The 15,022-nt window shown below is 63.4% G+C and carries 15 protein-coding genes; 3 read left to right on the top strand and 12 right to left on the bottom strand.

All coding sequences use genetic code 11. The annotated features are described in order from the left end of the window. Positions 1 to 236: 236 nt before the first annotated feature. The 5 genes from FGL95_RS30525 to FGL95_RS30505 all read right to left on the bottom strand — a co-directional run bounded on the left by FGL95_RS30525 (position 237) and on the right by FGL95_RS30505 (position 5,418). Complete coding sequence (locus FGL95_RS30525) at positions 237 to 962, bottom strand: transglutaminase-like domain-containing protein (protein WP_169594494.1); 726 nt, start codon at positions 960 to 962, stop codon at positions 237 to 239. Beyond that, positions 959 to 2,419 carry a cytochrome P450 gene (locus FGL95_RS30520; protein ID WP_169594492.1) on the bottom strand — a complete coding sequence of 487 codons (1,461 nt, stop codon included), beginning with the start codon at positions 2,417 to 2,419 and terminating at the stop codon, positions 959 to 961. Before FGL95_RS30520 ends, FGL95_RS30525 begins: the two co-directional genes overlap by 4 nt. 65 nt (positions 2,420 to 2,484) lie before the next feature. Next, positions 2,485 to 3,687, bottom strand: a complete 1,203-nt coding sequence (locus tag FGL95_RS30515; protein WP_169594485.1) for an NAD(P)/FAD-dependent oxidoreductase — start codon at positions 3,685 to 3,687, stop codon at positions 2,485 to 2,487. Further along, complete coding sequence (locus FGL95_RS30510) at positions 3,684 to 5,072, bottom strand: cytochrome P450 (protein ID WP_169594534.1); 1,389 nt, start codon at positions 5,070 to 5,072, stop codon at positions 3,684 to 3,686. Before FGL95_RS30510 ends, FGL95_RS30515 begins: the two co-directional genes overlap by 4 nt. A gap of 25 nt (positions 5,073 to 5,097) precedes the next feature. Further along, on the bottom strand, positions 5,098 to 5,418 hold the full coding sequence (locus FGL95_RS30505; protein WP_169594483.1) for a 2Fe-2S iron-sulfur cluster-binding protein: 321 nt from the start codon (positions 5,416 to 5,418) through the stop codon (positions 5,098 to 5,100). A 124-nt stretch (positions 5,419 to 5,542) separates the two neighbouring features. Here FGL95_RS30505 and FGL95_RS30500 point away from each other — a divergent pair, with 124 nt between their 5' ends. After that, complete coding sequence (locus FGL95_RS30500; RefSeq protein WP_169594481.1) at positions 5,543 to 6,559, top strand: helix-turn-helix transcriptional regulator; 1,017 nt, start codon at positions 5,543 to 5,545, stop codon at positions 6,557 to 6,559. Positions 6,560 to 6,852: 293 nt separating this feature from the next. Here the strand turns inward: FGL95_RS30500 and FGL95_RS30495 are convergent, their stop codons facing one another. Next, positions 6,853 to 7,305 carry a universal stress protein gene (locus tag FGL95_RS30495; protein WP_169594480.1) on the bottom strand — a complete coding sequence of 151 codons (453 nt, stop codon included), beginning with the start codon at positions 7,303 to 7,305 and terminating at the stop codon, positions 6,853 to 6,855. A 388-nt stretch (positions 7,306 to 7,693) separates the two neighbouring features. Then, positions 7,694 to 8,887 carry a cytochrome P450 gene (locus FGL95_RS30490; RefSeq protein ID WP_169594478.1) on the bottom strand — a complete coding sequence of 398 codons (1,194 nt, stop codon included), beginning with the start codon at positions 8,885 to 8,887 and terminating at the stop codon, positions 7,694 to 7,696. A gap of 73 nt (positions 8,888 to 8,960) precedes the next feature. Between FGL95_RS30490 and FGL95_RS30485 the strand changes: the two genes are divergently transcribed. Then, positions 8,961 to 9,542 carry a TetR/AcrR family transcriptional regulator gene (locus FGL95_RS30485; protein WP_169594476.1) on the top strand — a complete coding sequence of 194 codons (582 nt, stop codon included), beginning with the start codon at positions 8,961 to 8,963 and terminating at the stop codon, positions 9,540 to 9,542. Between the two features lie 65 nt (positions 9,543 to 9,607). Here the strand turns inward: FGL95_RS30485 and FGL95_RS30480 are convergent, their stop codons facing one another. Beyond that, the gene (locus tag FGL95_RS30480) at positions 9,608 to 10,261 is read right to left on the bottom strand and encodes a TetR/AcrR family transcriptional regulator (protein ID WP_240963444.1); all 654 of its coding nucleotides are present in this window, start codon (positions 10,259 to 10,261) and stop codon (positions 9,608 to 9,610) included. Positions 10,262 to 10,377: 116 nt separating this feature from the next. Between FGL95_RS30480 and FGL95_RS30475 the strand changes: the two genes are divergently transcribed. After that, on the top strand, positions 10,378 to 11,952 hold the full coding sequence (locus tag FGL95_RS30475; RefSeq protein ID WP_169594474.1) for an MFS transporter: 1,575 nt from the start codon (positions 10,378 to 10,380) through the stop codon (positions 11,950 to 11,952). Positions 11,953 to 12,002: 50 nt separating this feature from the next. Here FGL95_RS30475 and FGL95_RS30470 read toward each other — a convergent pair whose 3' ends face one another. The 4 genes from FGL95_RS30470 to FGL95_RS30455 all read right to left on the bottom strand — a co-directional run bounded on the left by FGL95_RS30470 (position 12,003) and on the right by FGL95_RS30455 (position 14,993). Then, complete coding sequence (locus tag FGL95_RS30470; RefSeq protein WP_169594473.1) at positions 12,003 to 13,361, bottom strand: MBL fold metallo-hydrolase; 1,359 nt, start codon at positions 13,359 to 13,361, stop codon at positions 12,003 to 12,005. A gap of 41 nt (positions 13,362 to 13,402) precedes the next feature. After that, on the bottom strand, positions 13,403 to 13,672 hold the full coding sequence (locus tag FGL95_RS30465; RefSeq protein WP_169594471.1) for a metal-sensitive transcriptional regulator: 270 nt from the start codon (positions 13,670 to 13,672) through the stop codon (positions 13,403 to 13,405). A gap of 84 nt (positions 13,673 to 13,756) precedes the next feature. Then, entirely contained in the window at positions 13,757 to 14,530 is a 774-nt protein-coding gene (locus FGL95_RS30460; protein WP_338080099.1) for a sulfite exporter TauE/SafE family protein, read from the bottom strand. A 40-nt stretch (positions 14,531 to 14,570) separates the two neighbouring features. Then, a complete protein-coding gene (locus tag FGL95_RS30455; RefSeq protein WP_169594467.1) occupies positions 14,571 to 14,993 on the bottom strand; it encodes a DUF302 domain-containing protein in 423 nt (140 codons plus the stop codon). Positions 14,994 to 15,022: the final 29 nt, after the last annotated feature.

Raw genomic sequence — 15,022 nt, 5'->3', positions numbered from 1 at the left:
ACCGCATGGACCCGGCAGTCGCACCCGGTCGAACCTACCGCCCCATCCTGGGCCAGGGACACCACCCGCTCCGTCAGCCAGGCTCCAAACTCGTCGTAGATCTCGGCAAGCAGGTTCACCCGCTCCACTGAGAGGTAGACATGCCCGGCATTGAACAGACCGCCTTGGACGGTTCCGACCAGTTGGCCGCTGGCAAGGTTGCGCACATCCAAGGCGTTCCGCTGCGGGCGCCGTGCTCATCGCTCCTCCCCGGGTGAGTGGGAACCGGCGGAGATCCCGTCGGGCCGGTTGTGTCCACTGGGTGTGTCGGTGAAAGCGTCAGCGATCACGGGAGCGGACTTGAACATCAGCGGTCCGTACGTATGCCGAAGCGCGGTCAGGATCGCGTTCAGAGGCAGGTCGTCGAAGATGCCGCGCTCGCGGACGTACTCCATATGCTGGGCTCCGTCTGCCGTGAATGCGTGCAGGAGGGCGTCGTTATCGCCATCGAAATCCACCGGTGGCACACCGAAGCGCGCGCACAATTCGCTGTTGAACGCGGGCGTGGCCTTCATCCACCGGCCGTCGATGTAGAGATGGCTGTAGCCGTGATAGACGAACAGGTCCGTGCCGCCCATGAGCGCTCGTAGTGTTTCGGTCTGCAAATGATTACGGACGTCAGCGAAGCCCAGCATCGCCGGAATCCCTGCCGCGCGGCATACCGCGGTCAAGAGCACCGCCTTCGGGACGCAGTAGGCGCGCCCGGTCTCGAGGACGAAGCTCGCTCGATAGTGGGCCGGATCGTCCGACACCGTGTAGGGGTCGTACCAGATCTGGTCGCGGACCGCGGCGAAGAGGCGCGTTGCCTTGTCCCGGTCGGTGCTCGCATTCCCAATGGCGTTTGCGGTGAACGCCCGGACTGACTCGTGCTCGATGTCGAGGAAGTCGGTCGCCCGCAACTGCGCCGCCGGTGCCGGATTCATCTGCGCTCCATGGTGATCGGCAACCCGTCGACAGGGACGGGGAGCGAGGTGTTGTCCCATCTAGCTTCGTACTGATCGGGGACCGTCCAGCTGTAGGTGCGCAGCATGTGGTGCAGGATCGCCTTGACCTCGAGAGTGCCGAAGTGCAGACCGATGCACTTGTGCACCCCTCCTCCGAAGGGAATCCACCCGAGGCGGTGATTCTGGTCCTCACGCCGCGGCTCGCTGAAGCGGTCAGGGTCAAAGGTGTCGGGGTCGGTCCAGCACGACTCGTCGAAATGGTTCACCGCCGGAGCTACAGCCACCAGGGTGTCCGCGGGGATGTGGCGTCCGGCAATCGCGACATTCTCGACCGTCTTGCGCATCACGATCGGCACGGGCGCCACCAGACGCAGCGTTTCCTTGATCACCAGGTCGAGAGTCCTCAGCGAGTCCAGGTCGTCGATGTCCGGGCGGCGTTCACCGAGGTGGACGGACTCGGCCCGACCCCGTTCCTGCCAGACGGGGTGCTTGGCGAGGAAGTAGACGGCAGCGGTGGTGGTGATGGTCGACGTGTCGTGGGCAGCCATCATCAAGAAGATCATGTGGTTGACGACGTCCTCATCGGTGAACGCCTCACCGTCGGCCGTGCTCGCATGGCACAGCCCCGAAAGCAGGTCGCTTCCCTGGCCGCTTCGCGCCGCCGGCACGTGCCGGCTGAAGTAGTCCTCCAGGAGCGCGCGCCCACGGACTCCGGCTCGCCACCGAGTCCCAGGCAGCGGGAAACGGATGATCGAGCTGGCCGCACGAACGGTGGCCACGAAGGCGTCGTTGATTGCGTCGGTGTCCTCGCTCCCTCCCCGACCCGCCATGAAGACGTTCGTTGCGACGTCGAGAGTCAAGGCCTTCAGCAATGGGTAGATTCGCGTGGACTGTCCCGGTGTCCACCTGGGGATGCTCGTCTCCAGCGTCGGGCCGAGCTGGTCGACGTAGGCGGCGAGCCGGTCGCGGGTAAAAGCCTCCTGCATGATCCGACGATGCATCTTGTGCTCGTCGAAGCTCATCAGCATCAGGCCCCGGTGAAAGAAGGCATCGATGAGATAGGTCCACCCGTCCTGGGAGAACGACTTCGCCTTGGTTGTTAGTGCCTCCTGCGTGGCATCCGGGCCGGCCACGATCACTATTTTCGTGCCGAAGGCGCCCATCCACGAGACCGGTCCTAACCGCTGGTATCTGAGCCGGGTGAAGTCAGAGCCGAACCGGATGTAGTCCAGCGTGTGACCGAGCAGAGGCAGTCCGGCGGTCCCTCGGACCGGCTCCAGGCCCGACCCCGCCGGGGGCGGGGCGAGGTCACGGACAGGCCACCGGTCACTGGCCCCCAGCAGGGCCGCGTCGACCCGACTCGGCAGTGGCACCATGAGGACCGACGAGAGCCGCTCACGACCCTTCGCCAGCGGGAGATGGATGACGTTCGTCATTGAAGTCCTTCCGAATCGGTCCCGCGTTCGCTGCTTATGCCTGTCGCCCCAACGGACCCAACGCTTCAGGCCGAGTCGGCAAGCACGAGTTCGGCCCGGCCGACAGGGAGTTGCTGCGTGATGACCCGCTTGCTGAACATGAAGTCGCGGGGGCGTTTGATGCAGTCGGCGGCGATGAGCTCGCCCGCGTGGAGATAGAAGCAGCTGAAGTCGCGGTCCCGGGTCGGATCGCCGCTGAGGACAACTTCGTCGTAGCCGGTGTTGAGACCAGCGATCTGGAGCTTGAGATCGTATTGATCCGACCAGAACCATGGAAGCGCCGCTATCTTCTTGGACTTCCCGCAGATGGTCGCAGCGGCGACCTTGGCCTGCTCGCCCGCGCTCGGCACGGACTCCAGGCGAATGCGACGGCCGTAACGGGCCATGACGTGGCTGGCGCAATCCCCGGCGGCCACGATGTCGGGGGCGCTGGTCCGCGCGTGGTCGTTTATCTCGATACCGTTGTCGACGACCAGACCCGCGGCGGCGGCGAGCTCGGTGTTCGGTTCCACGCCGATGCCGACAATGACGAGGTCGGTGGGAATCGATTCGCCACTAGCGAGGACTACCTCGCGGACCCTACCGTCACCGGACAGGGCCTCGACCAGTGCGCCCGTCCGGATGTTGACACCCTCCTCCCGGTGGATCCGGTCGAAGAACGCTGATACTTCGGGGGCGGTGACCCGCTCGAGGACGCGCCCGGTCGCCTCGAGCACGGTGACTTCCAGACCGAGCGCACGCAACGAGGCGGCCGTCTCCAGACCGATATAGCCGCCGCCGACGATAACGGCCCGAAGCCCGGGCCTGGCGGCCTCGCGGATACTCTCGACGTCCGCGGCAGTACGTAGGTAGTACACCCCGGCCAGGTCCGCGCCAGGTGTGGAGAGCCGCCGAGGACGAGCGCCGGTGCACAGCGCGAGCTTGTCGTAGGGCAGTGCGTCGCCGGTGTTCAGTACGACGTGACCAGCCGAGCGGTCGATCGCCGTGACCGTCGCGTCCAGGAGTCGGATTCCCTGTTTGCGGTAGAACTCGGCGCTGCGGATCGCGAGCTCGTCGAGTGTGCTCGTCCCGGCTAGATAGGACTTCGACAGCGGAGGGCGTTGGTATGGCAACGCAGACTCTTCGCCGATGAGGACGATCTCCCCGACCCAGCCTTCCTGGCGCAGGCTGGCCGCGAGTTGGGCCCCGGCATGGCTGGCCCCGACGATGAGGGCCCGCTGCAATGTCATGCGTCGGACTTCGGGGTGAGGCGGACCATCATCTTGCTGATACCGCGCACGAAGTTGGACTGCACGTATTCGGGCTCGCCGACGACTTCGATGTTTTCGAAGCGAGGAAGCAACTCCTCCCAGAGAATCCGCAGCTGCAGCTCGGCCAGCCGGTTTCCCATGCAGCGGTGGACACCAAAGCCGAAGGAGATGTGGTTGCGGGCGTTGGCCCGGTCGATGATGAAGTCGTCGGGCCGTTCGAACACACGCTCGTCGCGGTTGCCCGAGGCATACCACATCACGACTTTGTCGCCTTTGCGAATGAACTGCCCGTTGAGCAGGGTGTCGGCCTTGGCGATCCTGCGCATATAGGCAAGCGGTGTCTGCCAGCGGATGATCTCCGAGCCCATGTTGGGAATCAGGTCCGGGTTCGCCTTCAACTTCTCGAACTGGTCAGGAAACCGGTTGAGCGCAAGAACACCTCCGCTCATCGAGTTCCGGGTCGTGTCGTTGCCTCCGACGATCAGCAACACCAGGTTGCCTAGGAACTCCATCGGGCGGTTGATCAGATCCTTGGTGTCCTCGTTGCTCTGCAGCATGGTGATCAGATCGAAGCCGGGTTGCTCGCCGGCAGCTGTCCGAGCCGCCTTATCGTGCCAGAGCGCACTGAGCCCTCGCGCCATGTCGCGCATGCCGCGGAACACCTCGTCGTTGTCAGAGGGACCTCCGTTTGCTTGCTCCATCGACGATGCGAGATCTGACCAATAGACGAGCTTGCGGCGCTGCTCGTAGGGAAAGTCCAGGAGGGTGGCAAGCATCCGAGCCGTCAACTCAACAGATACACTCTGAACCCAGTCGAATGGCTGATCAACTGGCAGTTTGTCCAGCACTTCCCGGACTCGCGATCGAATCAGACCCTCCATCTCGCGCAAGTTCTTCGGCGCGACCACACCTTGTACAGCGGCCCGCTGCACGTCGTGACGTGGCGGATCCATCGCGATGAACATCTCGATATCAAGAAAGCGAGGTGGGACCCCGATAACGATGACCGGCTCGGCCGAGAATGATTCGTGGTTCTTGTCGACGGCCATTATGTCGGCATGCCGCGTAATGGACCAGAACGGGCCGAACGGACTGTTGGGCTGATAGTGGACCGGAGCTTCGTTGCGCACGCGCTCGAAGTAGGACTGCCAGCGGCCCTGGCGGTAGAGGAATGGGTTGCTGAGGTCGATGTCGGCCAGTTCGACGTCCTCCACCGGCGGGATGGGGCGCTCGACGAAGAGCTTCTCCCCGTTCGTCCCGGTCATCCATCGCCGGGTGATGTCGTACATCTGAGCGCCCTGGATCTGCAAGTCCATCGGGATGGTCGACTGAATCTTGGCGGTGATCGCCTCTGGAATCTTCATCACGTCTTGCCCCTCTCTGTCGTCGTCACATCTGGAACTCAGGCAGTTGGACGATCAAGCCGTCCCATACCGCGCAGGCCACCATCTGGCAGGACAGCCGGGAGGTCGGCTGACGCTCGGGATTCATTGCGAGCATCTCCTCCTCAACGGTGCCCGACAGTCCGACCTGCTCGGACCATTGCGGATCGACGATCACATGGCACGTACCGCACGCGGCTTCGCCTCCGCAGTCTCCGTCGATGCCGGGCACCGCGTTGTTGATTGCGACCTGCATCAGCGAGTGCCCCTCCTCGAGGGGCGCCTCGTGTTTGTCGCCGTCGTGGGAGACAAATGTGATAACTGACATAGCCAACTCCTAATGCGGCGTCCTCGACACGGGAACTAAGTGAAAGTGTTGTCGACGAGGACCGCCGAGGCTATGTTCGGCGGAGTCATATATTTGTGAGTTCGGTTCAGAGGATGCGCAACAAATGAGCCTCTACGAAGTCGGTGTCCCCCCCTTCGCGTTCGTGCAACTGCTCGAGAGTCAAGCACTCGACCCAGACGCAGTCGCGCGGTTTCGAAACGTCATGACTCGCGAGGGAACCAATGAAGCCCTCCTGATCCAGCGTGAGGTTCAGGCCCCCCTCCGGTGGTTTCGGGAGGTCTACCCCGAGCTGGATGTCGACCAAGCAATCCTGCTCGGCTTCGCGTTCGCCGAACAAGCCCAGTTGACATCCTTCGGCCCGTTGAGTTTTCCGCTAGTCAGTGCAGGCTCGGTAGCCGAGATCGTGGAGCTGCTCACCTATCTGCCATTGATCTCGACAGCCCTGAGTCCACAGTTTTATCCAAGTGAACACGGCCTTACCATCGCACTCACCGGACACACAAGCGATCCCGCACTGGACTGCTTGGTCGTCACCTACGGCGGGCTGGCAGTGCTGCGACTACTCGACATGCTCGCCGGAGACGTTTCAACCGTCAGACTCCACCTGACTTGGCCGGTGCCGACCTTCCTGACCAACCATGAAGACGTGCTAGCCGGGCGCCTGCTCTTCGACTCCCCGATGTCGTTCCTCCATGTTCCCGCCGAAACGCTCAGCGAGGTCTGCCGGTTCTCCGATCCCCTCGCCTATCGACTCGCCATCGTCGATCTGAAGCGAGCTCTCGACCAAAGGAGCGGGACCACGTCGTTCTCGGAGAAGGTGAGACGGTTGCTGGAGGAGGATCATGCCGGGCAAAGAAGTCGCCAATCGGTAGCAGACGAGCTGTCAATATCCACCAGCACACTCAAGCGGCGGCTCTTCGACGAGGGGACCACCTTTCGCGAGGTGCGCGAGTCATGCCTGCGCGAGCGCGCGATGCTGCGACTCCTCGACCGATCAATCTCGGTGAGTGAGATCGCCACAGATCTCGGATACAGCGACATCACCAACTTCTCACACGCCTTCAAGCGATGGACCGGCCGATCTCCCAGAGAGTTCTGGCACGCCCAACACGACCGTTGAATATGCAGGCTGGATCGCCCGATGGCCCGCCCCAGTTCCTCGGAGTCGAGATTGCTGGATCGGACTTCGATAGCATTTCTGGCCGCGGGTACAGCGGTCGAAGCAGTTCCGCTCCGAGCCGCTGAGTCCGCCCACTATTCCATTGCGGTGTTGCTTGACGCGCTCGGGATCGGCGCCGGCGCCTATGGCTTCGGCTTCTTTCACACTCGGCCCGGGTCCGTGTCCGCGTGACTAAATCAACGTCGCCTCACGCTGTTGTTGATGCACATTCAGAGTCAACTCGATGCATCCAGTCAGCCGATGGTGTGAACGACCAGGACATCGCAAGCGGATTTACGGGTTACATCGGACGGCAGCGACCCGAGTAGGCGGCCCGCCACGGTGTTCACGCCACGATTTCCCACAACTAGGAGATCGGCGGACATTTCTCTTACCAGGGACAGCAGTTCATTGGTCGGCGACCCGATGATCGCACGCTCAGCAACGTTTCGAGCCCCCGCCGCGGCCGCGCGTTCGCGCGCTCGGCGGAGCATCTCGTAGACGGGTGCACCCCCATGGACCTCCCACCCTTCATCTTTGAGGACCTCTTCGGCGACACTTGTCTCCTTCGAAGAGGGCGGGTAGTAGGCGCACGCCAACACCAACTGCGCGCCGGAGTCACCAGCGATCGCGCCGGCCCTGTCCACAGCTCGCAAAGACGATTCAGATCCGTTGGTACCCACGATGATCGTGCGGTAGGCAGACATTCTTCCTCCATAGATGTAGCTTCAGCGCGTGCGCGACCGGGCCGTCGTCCGCGAACGTCGCGCACTCAGAGCCGGGTCCCGATGGTGGTGACGCGGCGGAGCCTTTCGCTGCGGTTGACACTGGAACGGCATTCGACATTCGTGACGCCGGGCTCACAACCTCAATACAGCACGTCCAGTGTCGCTTCGCTACTCTTAGTAGCGTTATGTACGAAGTTGGACCGTTACGGACCGACGATCCCGGCCACGGCACGTAAAGCGCGCACACAAAATCCCCGAATGCCGTTGTCAGAGTTGCCGCGACGCGAGACGGCGCCGGCACAACCGTCTCCGCACGCAAAGCGAAGAGCCTCAGCAGGAACCGCCACCACACCTGCGCGACAGTTCTTCAGCTCGGCGACCATGAGATCGGAAGGGCGGAGTAGCCACGGATGGGCCCGGACCGCAGTCGGGCGGCGGAATCTAGATCGACAGTCCAGTTCGGCAGACGGTCAAGCAGAGCGGTGATGGCGATCCGGCCTTCCATCCGCGCAAGCGCGGCGCCCAGGCAAAAGTGTGCGCCTTTGCCGAATGCAACTTGGTGAGTTGGTCTCCGGTCGATGTCGAAAACATCGGGATCAGAGAACGCGCGGTCGTCGCGGTTGGCCGATCCGAAGAGCAGCAGTACCGATTCGCCGCGGGCCATGGTGGTGTCGTGCAGCGTGATTTCGTGGGTCAGATTGCGCGAAAGCCCTTGCACGGGTGAGTCGTAGCGGAGCAATTCCTCGACCGCCGATCCGATGAGGGTGCGATCGCGGGTCATCCGGTGGCGGCTGTCCGGATGCTCGGCGAGCACGACGGCGGCGTTGCCGAGCAGGTTGGTGGTGGTCTCGTGTCCTGCAACCAGCAAGAGCAGGCAAAAGCCGAGCAGTTCCTCATCGGTGAGGTGTCGACCGTCGATGTCGGCACCCACCAACGCCGAAATCAGATCCTCACGTGGCGCGCGGCGCCGCGCGGCGAGAAAATCGGCGAAATAGGCGTAAACGGATGCGGCAGCGGCAAGCCCGGCACCCATTTCGCCACGGGTCGGGTTCGACTCGACCAGGGCGCTTGACCACTCCCGAAACTGAACCCGGTCCTCGCGCGGCACGCCAAGCAGGTCGGCAATAACCATTGCCGGCAAAGGCCCAGCGAAGTCCCTGACGAAATCCGCTGAGCCTGCGCCTTCGTCAAGGAGGCCGATCAACTCTGCAGCCAGAGAGGAGACACCTTCGTTCAAGCCCGCGATCCGCCGCGGAGTGAACGCCTTGCTCACGAGCGCGCGCAGCTGATTATGGCGCGGCGGGTCCATCATGATCATCATCGGCATGAACGCGTCGGCAAGATCCGACCCTGGAGGTGTCGGGAACACACCCCGCTTCGAGGAGTAACTGCCGTGGTCAAGCAGGGCGCTCTCGACATCGTCGTAGCGACTCAGGACCCAAGTGTTCGCAGTGACGGCGTGATAGACGGGATGCTCGTCGCGCAAAAGTCGATATGTCGGATACGGATCGTCGTGAATCGTCGCATCAAACGGGTCGTACAGCGTTCGTAGGTCCGACACTTGATTCGCCTCCGGCCACGTTGCCGAACTCAGGTTTAGACTCTCAGTCTGAACTCACTGATTAGGAATGGCAATGCGCAATATTCCGCAACAGATAGCCGCTCGTCTACCGGCAGCAGCTGAGCTGTTCGCCGAGCGCGGCCTCAACGACACCAAGATCGAAGACGTCGCCGCAGCGACCGGTATCGCCAAGGCGACGCTGTACTACTACTTCGCCGGCAAAGAAGACATCCTGGCGTTTCTGCTGCACGACACGCTGGGCGAGGTCGCCGACGAAGTAGCACTTGCGGTACGCGGCCACGGCAGCGGCGCAGATCGCCTCGGGGGTGTGATCAGTGCCCAACTGCGGGTGATGGCTCGCCATCCCGACGCCTGCAGGGCGCTGATCGGCGAACTGGGCCGTGCCGGTCGAATGCCCGCCATCGCCGCCCTGATCAGCGCCGCCTACCACCGACCAGTCGAGGCGCTGCTGATCGAAGGCGCAGCCGACGGCTCCCTTGTTGCTCAACTCGATGCTCGATCCACCGCGGTCGCCCTCTTCGGCGCGGTTACGGTCAGCGCGCTGACCGCCCTGGTCACCGACAATGGCTTGGACGAAGTCGTCGTAACCCGAACGATTCAAAGCATTGCGCTCGACGGTCTGCGACCTCGCTGAGGGAAACAAGGTCGGCACCAAAAGGGACACCTGCCCCGCGTCAGCAGGGCGTGTTCCACAGACTGCTACTGCGGGAGAGCCATCTTGCGCGCGGTGAGGAAGTCATCGACAAGGCGGACGCAGTCGGCGTGGTCGAAGGTGTGAATGCCGGTCAGTCGTGCGAACACGATTGGCCCAACCAGTTGCGACAACGCAATCGTGGTGTCGAAATCGCCGAGTTCGGCGCGGGCTTGGAGGCTGTCGAGTATTTGATCGAACGGCCCCCGGTACTGATCGGCGACTCGGACACGCAACGCGCCCATCGATCGTGGCCCGTCGTCCTGCGGACCGTCAGACCTCCTGCCGGATGCGGTGGGCCCCAGCGCGAGCCAGGCCAGGGTGGTCAGTTGAATCGGCGTTTCCTCGATCAGCACCGCCTGCCGACTCAACAACTCGATCAACCGCTCACGTAACGTCCCGCTCGCAGGCGGTGGCGTGACCTGCGGCAACAGTCGCTCGAAGGTCGCAGCGAGCAGATGCGTCGAGCTACTGAAATGCCGGTACAACGTCGTGCGGGCGACTTTGGATACCTTTGTCACCGCGTCGATGGTGACCGCCTCGATACCGCCGGTACTGAGCAACCCGGTCGCCGCGTCCAACAAACGCGCACGCGACCGCACCAGCCGCGGATCGATGTCCTCAGGATCGGCGTGCGATCCAGACCCGGCGTTCATCCCCATACTCACCCCCGAAGGCTAATCCCAACCGAAATGCCCATCGCCCTATCGCCCCAACAATTTTTATGATACCGATAGTAGCGGACAGGTACCGACGGTATCTACACGGCGGAGGCGCGATGGATTCGACCAGCTCGACGATCATGCGTCTGTCGCGAGCCCAACGATGGACGCTGGTGGTGTCATGTCTGTCCGTCGCCTTGGTCATCGGGTCGATGGCCGCGCTCTATGCCGCCCTCACCGACATCGCGACCGCGACCGGTGCAACCCAGGGCCAGCTCACCTGGATTGTCGATGGCTACACCCTCACATTGGCGTGCCTGGTGCTCCCGGCTGGCGCGCTGGGTGACCGATATGGTCGACGGGCCGTCCTGATCGCCGGACTGGCGGTGTTTTCGGCCGCTTCGGCGATCCCGCTGCTGTGGCAGGACCCGGCATCGCTGATCGCGGCACGCGCGGCCGCCGGGGCGGGTGCTGCATTCGTGATGCCATCGACTTTGTCGATCTTGACCACGGGTCTGCCCGAGCACCAGCGCGGACGGGCAGTCGGGATCTGGGCAGGAGTGGCCGGATCCGGTGCAGTGCTCGGCATCCTCGGCTCCGGTGTTCTGCTCGAGGTCTGGTCGTGGCCGTCCATCTTCGCCGGACTGACCGTCATCGGGGTAGTGCTGCTGATCTTGGCATTCACCATCCCCGAATCCGTCGACCGAATACGTCCAGCGATGGATCCCGCGGGTTCGGTCAGCATCGCCGTCGCGATCGGGGTAATCGTCATCGCCCTGACCGAGGCCCCGCTACGCGGCTGGCACGACCCGGTCGTGCTCGGTCTGCTCGGGACGGGGCTGGTCGCCGCGATGATCTTTGTCGTCGTCGAGTTGCGGGCCACTCATCCGTTGTTGCAGTTGCGGTTGTTCACCCAGCGCGGGTTCGGCAGCGCGACCGTGTCGATCACCCTGCAGTTCGTCGTAATGTTCGGGGTGTTCCTGGTGCTCGTGCAGTTCTTGCAGCTGATTCTCGGCTACCGCCCGTTGCAGTCCGCATTGGCGATCGCCCCGATGATCGTTCCGCTGGTATTGATTTCGGTGGTCGCGCCCTGGTTGGCCGAGCGGGTCGGTCTACGCATGGTTACCGTTCCCGGGCTGTTGCTCATCGCGATGGGGTTGTTCCTGATCAGCCGGCTGGGCATGGACGCTGTCTATCTCGACATGTTGTGGCCGCTGCTCATCTTGAGCGCCGGGTTGGGGTTGTGCACCGCCCCCGCCACCGCAGCCATCGTGGCGGAAACACCCCGCGCGAAGCAGGGGGTCGCCGCAGCGGTCAACGACGCCGCCAGAGAAATCGGCGCCGCGGTGGGGATCGCCATCGCCGGAAGCGTGCTCGCCGCTGGGTACAGCAACCGCATCCAACCTGCACTGCCCCGAGTGCCCGAACAAGCACGCGAACCCGTGTCCGATTCCCTCGCTGCAGCCCTGCAGGTCACCGACCAGGCAGGTCCCGCCGCGCAAGAATTGGCCGACTTCGCCAAGGCCGCATTCGTGCACGGCGCCGAGCAAGCGTCGCTGGTCCTGGCCGTCATCGTCGGCGTCGGGGCGGTCGTACTCGCCCCCTGGACGCCCGGTCGAGGCCACATCCCCCACCACAGTCACGAGCACCGCAGTGATCGCGACCAGGAGCCCGCGTCTGTCAGCAATTAGATTATGACTCGCGGCGATAAGGGCCGAGATGTGGCGGGTTGCGGACTAGCTCAGGGCGTTATTGTCTGCGGCAGACCTGCCGAGGCTGCGTTCTCATAGTCGTCGTCGACGAGTACTACGTTCCGATCGATGCGATCGAGAAGCGATGCGCCTATCGAGGATCGGTAACCGGAAGCGCAGTGCACCCACACTTCGCCGGCGGGAACTTCGTCGAGGCGGTGCGGAAGCTCATGCAGCGGGATGTTCACCGCACCGGCAATATGCCCGTCGCGAAATTCGCCCGATTGCCGAGTGTCGAGTACGACGACAGTCCGATCGCTCGTGGCGGCCGCCAGTCCCGCGAAGTCCGAGACCGCATATGCCCGCAATGTGCCGTCCCCGACAAGCGTGCGGATCTCACCGACAGCAGCACCGGCGAGATCGTCGATTCCGATCCGTACGAGTTCGCGTTGGGCTTCATTGATCTGGTCGGCGTTCTCGCCGATCAGCGTCAACGGCGCGCCCCACTCGTAGAGCCAACCGAGGTAGGTCACGAAGCTCGTGGACAACTCGAAGCCGAGGCTGCCGTCGATATGCCCTGCCGCGAACGCAGTTCGGGTGCGCAGATCGACCACCCATTCACCGGCGTCGATTCGTTGCCGCAGCTCCTGGACGTTCACTGGCGCGGGGTTGGTCAGATCGACAGGCTCCGGCCCCTTCGTGTTGATAACACCCATGTGGGCGTAGTAGGCGGGATAGGCGGACAGGCCCGCGATCAGTTCGTCGACGTAGGTCTGTTCGTCCTGGGTCAGCGCCGGGTTGGTCGCTCGTTGCTCACCAATGGTGGAGGCGTCGCCACTCGTGGGGGTGGCGGAACAGAAGCTACCGAACCCGTGGGTCGGGTAGACCGCGGTCTCGGGTGGTAGTTCGTCGGCGATCCGGCGAACCGAATGGTATTGGGAGTGCGTGAGTTCGGCGGTGTGGTCGGATCCGAGGAGGTCGGTTCGACCGGTCGATCCGTAGAGCATCGATCCGCCGGTGAACACTGCGACGGGGCTGCCCGTGTCGTCGCGTAGGACGTAGCTGACGTGATGATGGGTATGGCCGGGGGTGTGCAGTACCTGAAAGCTGAAGGGCCCCGCCTCGACGACGTCACCGTCATTGACCGCTCGTCGTTCGTATCCCAGCGGGTCACCCTCGGGGACAACGTATTCGGCACCGGCGACACGGGAGAGTTCGAGACCGCCGGTGACGTAGTCGTTGTGGATATGAGTTTCGAGTACGTGGGTGACTGTTGCGTTCTTCTCGCTGGCAAGTTTTTCGATCCGATCGATGTCGCGCTGCGGGTCGATCACGACGCCGATCCCGTTGGCACTGATCAGGTAGCTGCGATCGCCCAGGCTCGACGTCTCGATGATGGCAATATCCATGCTGGCGTGTCCTTCCGGTGGCGAGGCGATGCAACGCCGTGTCAGGCGAGCGCGAGGAAGAGTTTCTCGAGCTCGGCCTCGGTCATGGGTTGTTTGTTGTCTGCGGTGGCTCCGGTCATGCATTCGCGTAGACCAGTGGCGACGATCTTGAAGCCGGCTTTGTCGAGGGCTCGCGAGACGGCGGCGAGTTGGGTGACGACGTCTTTGCAGTCGCGACCGTTTTCGATCATGCCGATCACTCCGGCCAGTTGTCCGTGCGCTCGTCGCAGCCGGTTCAGAACCAGTGCGATGCTGTCTTCGTCGCCGACCATGATGTCTCCTTCGGTGGTGGTACCAGGCTCCCCATATTACCCGGGGGGGCATTTTCGGTTGGAATTCTCGGGCGCCTCGGCCGGTCAGTGCAGCACGATCGTGTCGACGGCGACCAAGGCAGCGACGGCGAAGACCAGGTAGGCGAACCATTTCCGGAGTTTGGCGTCGTCGATGCGAGTGCTGAATCGGGCGGCGAACACCGAACCGATGATCGCGGCACCGGCGAAGACGGTGGTCAGCGCCCAGTTCGAGCCAAGACCGTCGAACTGCGCGGCGAGCCCGGCGGCGGAGTTGACCACGATCACGACCAATGACGTGCCGATGGCGATGCTCATCTCGATGCCGAGCATCAGCACCAACGCAGGGACGATGAGAAAGCCACCGCCGACGCCGAACAGTCCGGTGAGGACACCGACCCCAAAGCCGGTAGGGATGGAGCGCGGCGCGCATCGACGCCAGTTGATCCCGGATCCGTCGGTGCTGCAGGCTGTTCCGACATCGTCGCTGCCGGTGAGCATCCTGATACCCGCAGCAACCATCACAGCGGCAAACCCGAGTAGGACCACGTTGTCGGGGAGGTGTTTGCCCAGGACGGTGCCCACCACGGTGCCGGCGATGCCGGTGGCGGCGAAGATCGCGGCCATGCGCCACTCGATGTCGTGTGCGCGGATTTTCGGGATCACACCAGTGGCCGAGGCGATGCCGATCACCAGCAACGAGGTGGGAATCGCTTCCGACAGTGGTAGGTCGAGCGCGTAGACCAATGCTGGGACCGCGAGGATGGACCCGCCGCCGCCGAGCAGGCCGAGGAGTATTCCGATGGCGATCCCGACGATCGCCGCAAGCGCGAGTGTCACCGCGCTGGCACCGGAAGCACCACTGTCGAACGCACTGGGATCAATCGCTCGTAGGGCGGCCGCCGAGGGCCGCGATGGCGGCGCGAAGTTTGACCGCCGCCTCGCCCGCGACGTCTTCGAGTGCATGTTCGCCGGTGACCTCGACCATGATCTGCGGGTTCATCGCTTCGACAATCACCGCTGCCGACTCCGGGCTCGACATGTCGGCGCGCACAACGACGTTGCACGGCAGGAGCAGACCGATCTGCCGCATCACCCCGACCGCTCGATGCGCAAGCGTCGGATTACATGCGCCCAGGATGAGGTAGCGCTCCATCTGCTCGCCGAGTTTTTCTTGCATTGTGGCTTGGACGTCGATCTCGGTGAGGACCCCGAATCCTTGCTCGGACAGCGCTGCTTTCGTTTTTTCGACCGCGTCGTCGAAATCGATGTCCTCGAGGGTCGTGCTGATGGCGATGTTCACATACTTCCTGTTCTGTCGTGATGCCGTGG

Source organism: Antrihabitans stalactiti, assembly GCF_012932915.1.
In the GTDB taxonomy this organism is placed as follows: domain Bacteria; phylum Actinomycetota; class Actinomycetes; order Mycobacteriales; family Mycobacteriaceae; genus Antrihabitans; species Antrihabitans stalactiti.
Note: the sequence above shows the minus strand (reverse complement) of the source record. Positions and strands in the feature narration are given on the sequence as shown.

Coding starts and splice junctions, on each gene's coding strand:
- FGL95_RS30525 (WP_169594494.1), bottom strand. CDS start 962: ATGAATCCGGCACCGGCGGCGCAGTTGCGGGCGACCGACTTCCTCGAC.
- FGL95_RS30520 (WP_169594492.1), bottom strand. CDS start 2,419: ATGACGAACGTCATCCATCTCCCGCTGGCGAAGGGTCGTGAGCGGCTC.
- FGL95_RS30515 (WP_169594485.1), bottom strand. CDS start 3,687: ATGACATTGCAGCGGGCCCTCATCGTCGGGGCCAGCCATGCCGGGGCC.
- FGL95_RS30510 (WP_169594534.1), bottom strand. CDS start 5,072: ATGAAGATTCCAGAGGCGATCACCGCCAAGATTCAGTCGACCATCCCG.
- FGL95_RS30505 (WP_169594483.1), bottom strand. CDS start 5,418: ATGTCAGTTATCACATTTGTCTCCCACGACGGCGACAAACACGAGGCG.
- FGL95_RS30500 (WP_169594481.1), top strand. CDS start 5,543: ATGAGCCTCTACGAAGTCGGTGTCCCCCCCTTCGCGTTCGTGCAACTG.
- FGL95_RS30495 (WP_169594480.1), bottom strand. CDS start 7,305: ATGTCTGCCTACCGCACGATCATCGTGGGTACCAACGGATCTGAATCG.
- FGL95_RS30485 (WP_169594476.1), top strand. CDS start 8,961: ATGCGCAATATTCCGCAACAGATAGCCGCTCGTCTACCGGCAGCAGCT.
- FGL95_RS30480 (WP_240963444.1), bottom strand. CDS start 10,261: ATGGGGATGAACGCCGGGTCTGGATCGCACGCCGATCCTGAGGACATC.
- FGL95_RS30475 (WP_169594474.1), top strand. CDS start 10,378: ATGGATTCGACCAGCTCGACGATCATGCGTCTGTCGCGAGCCCAACGA.
- FGL95_RS30470 (WP_169594473.1), bottom strand. CDS start 13,361: ATGGATATTGCCATCATCGAGACGTCGAGCCTGGGCGATCGCAGCTAC.
- FGL95_RS30465 (WP_169594471.1), bottom strand. CDS start 13,672: ATGGTCGGCGACGAAGACAGCATCGCACTGGTTCTGAACCGGCTGCGA.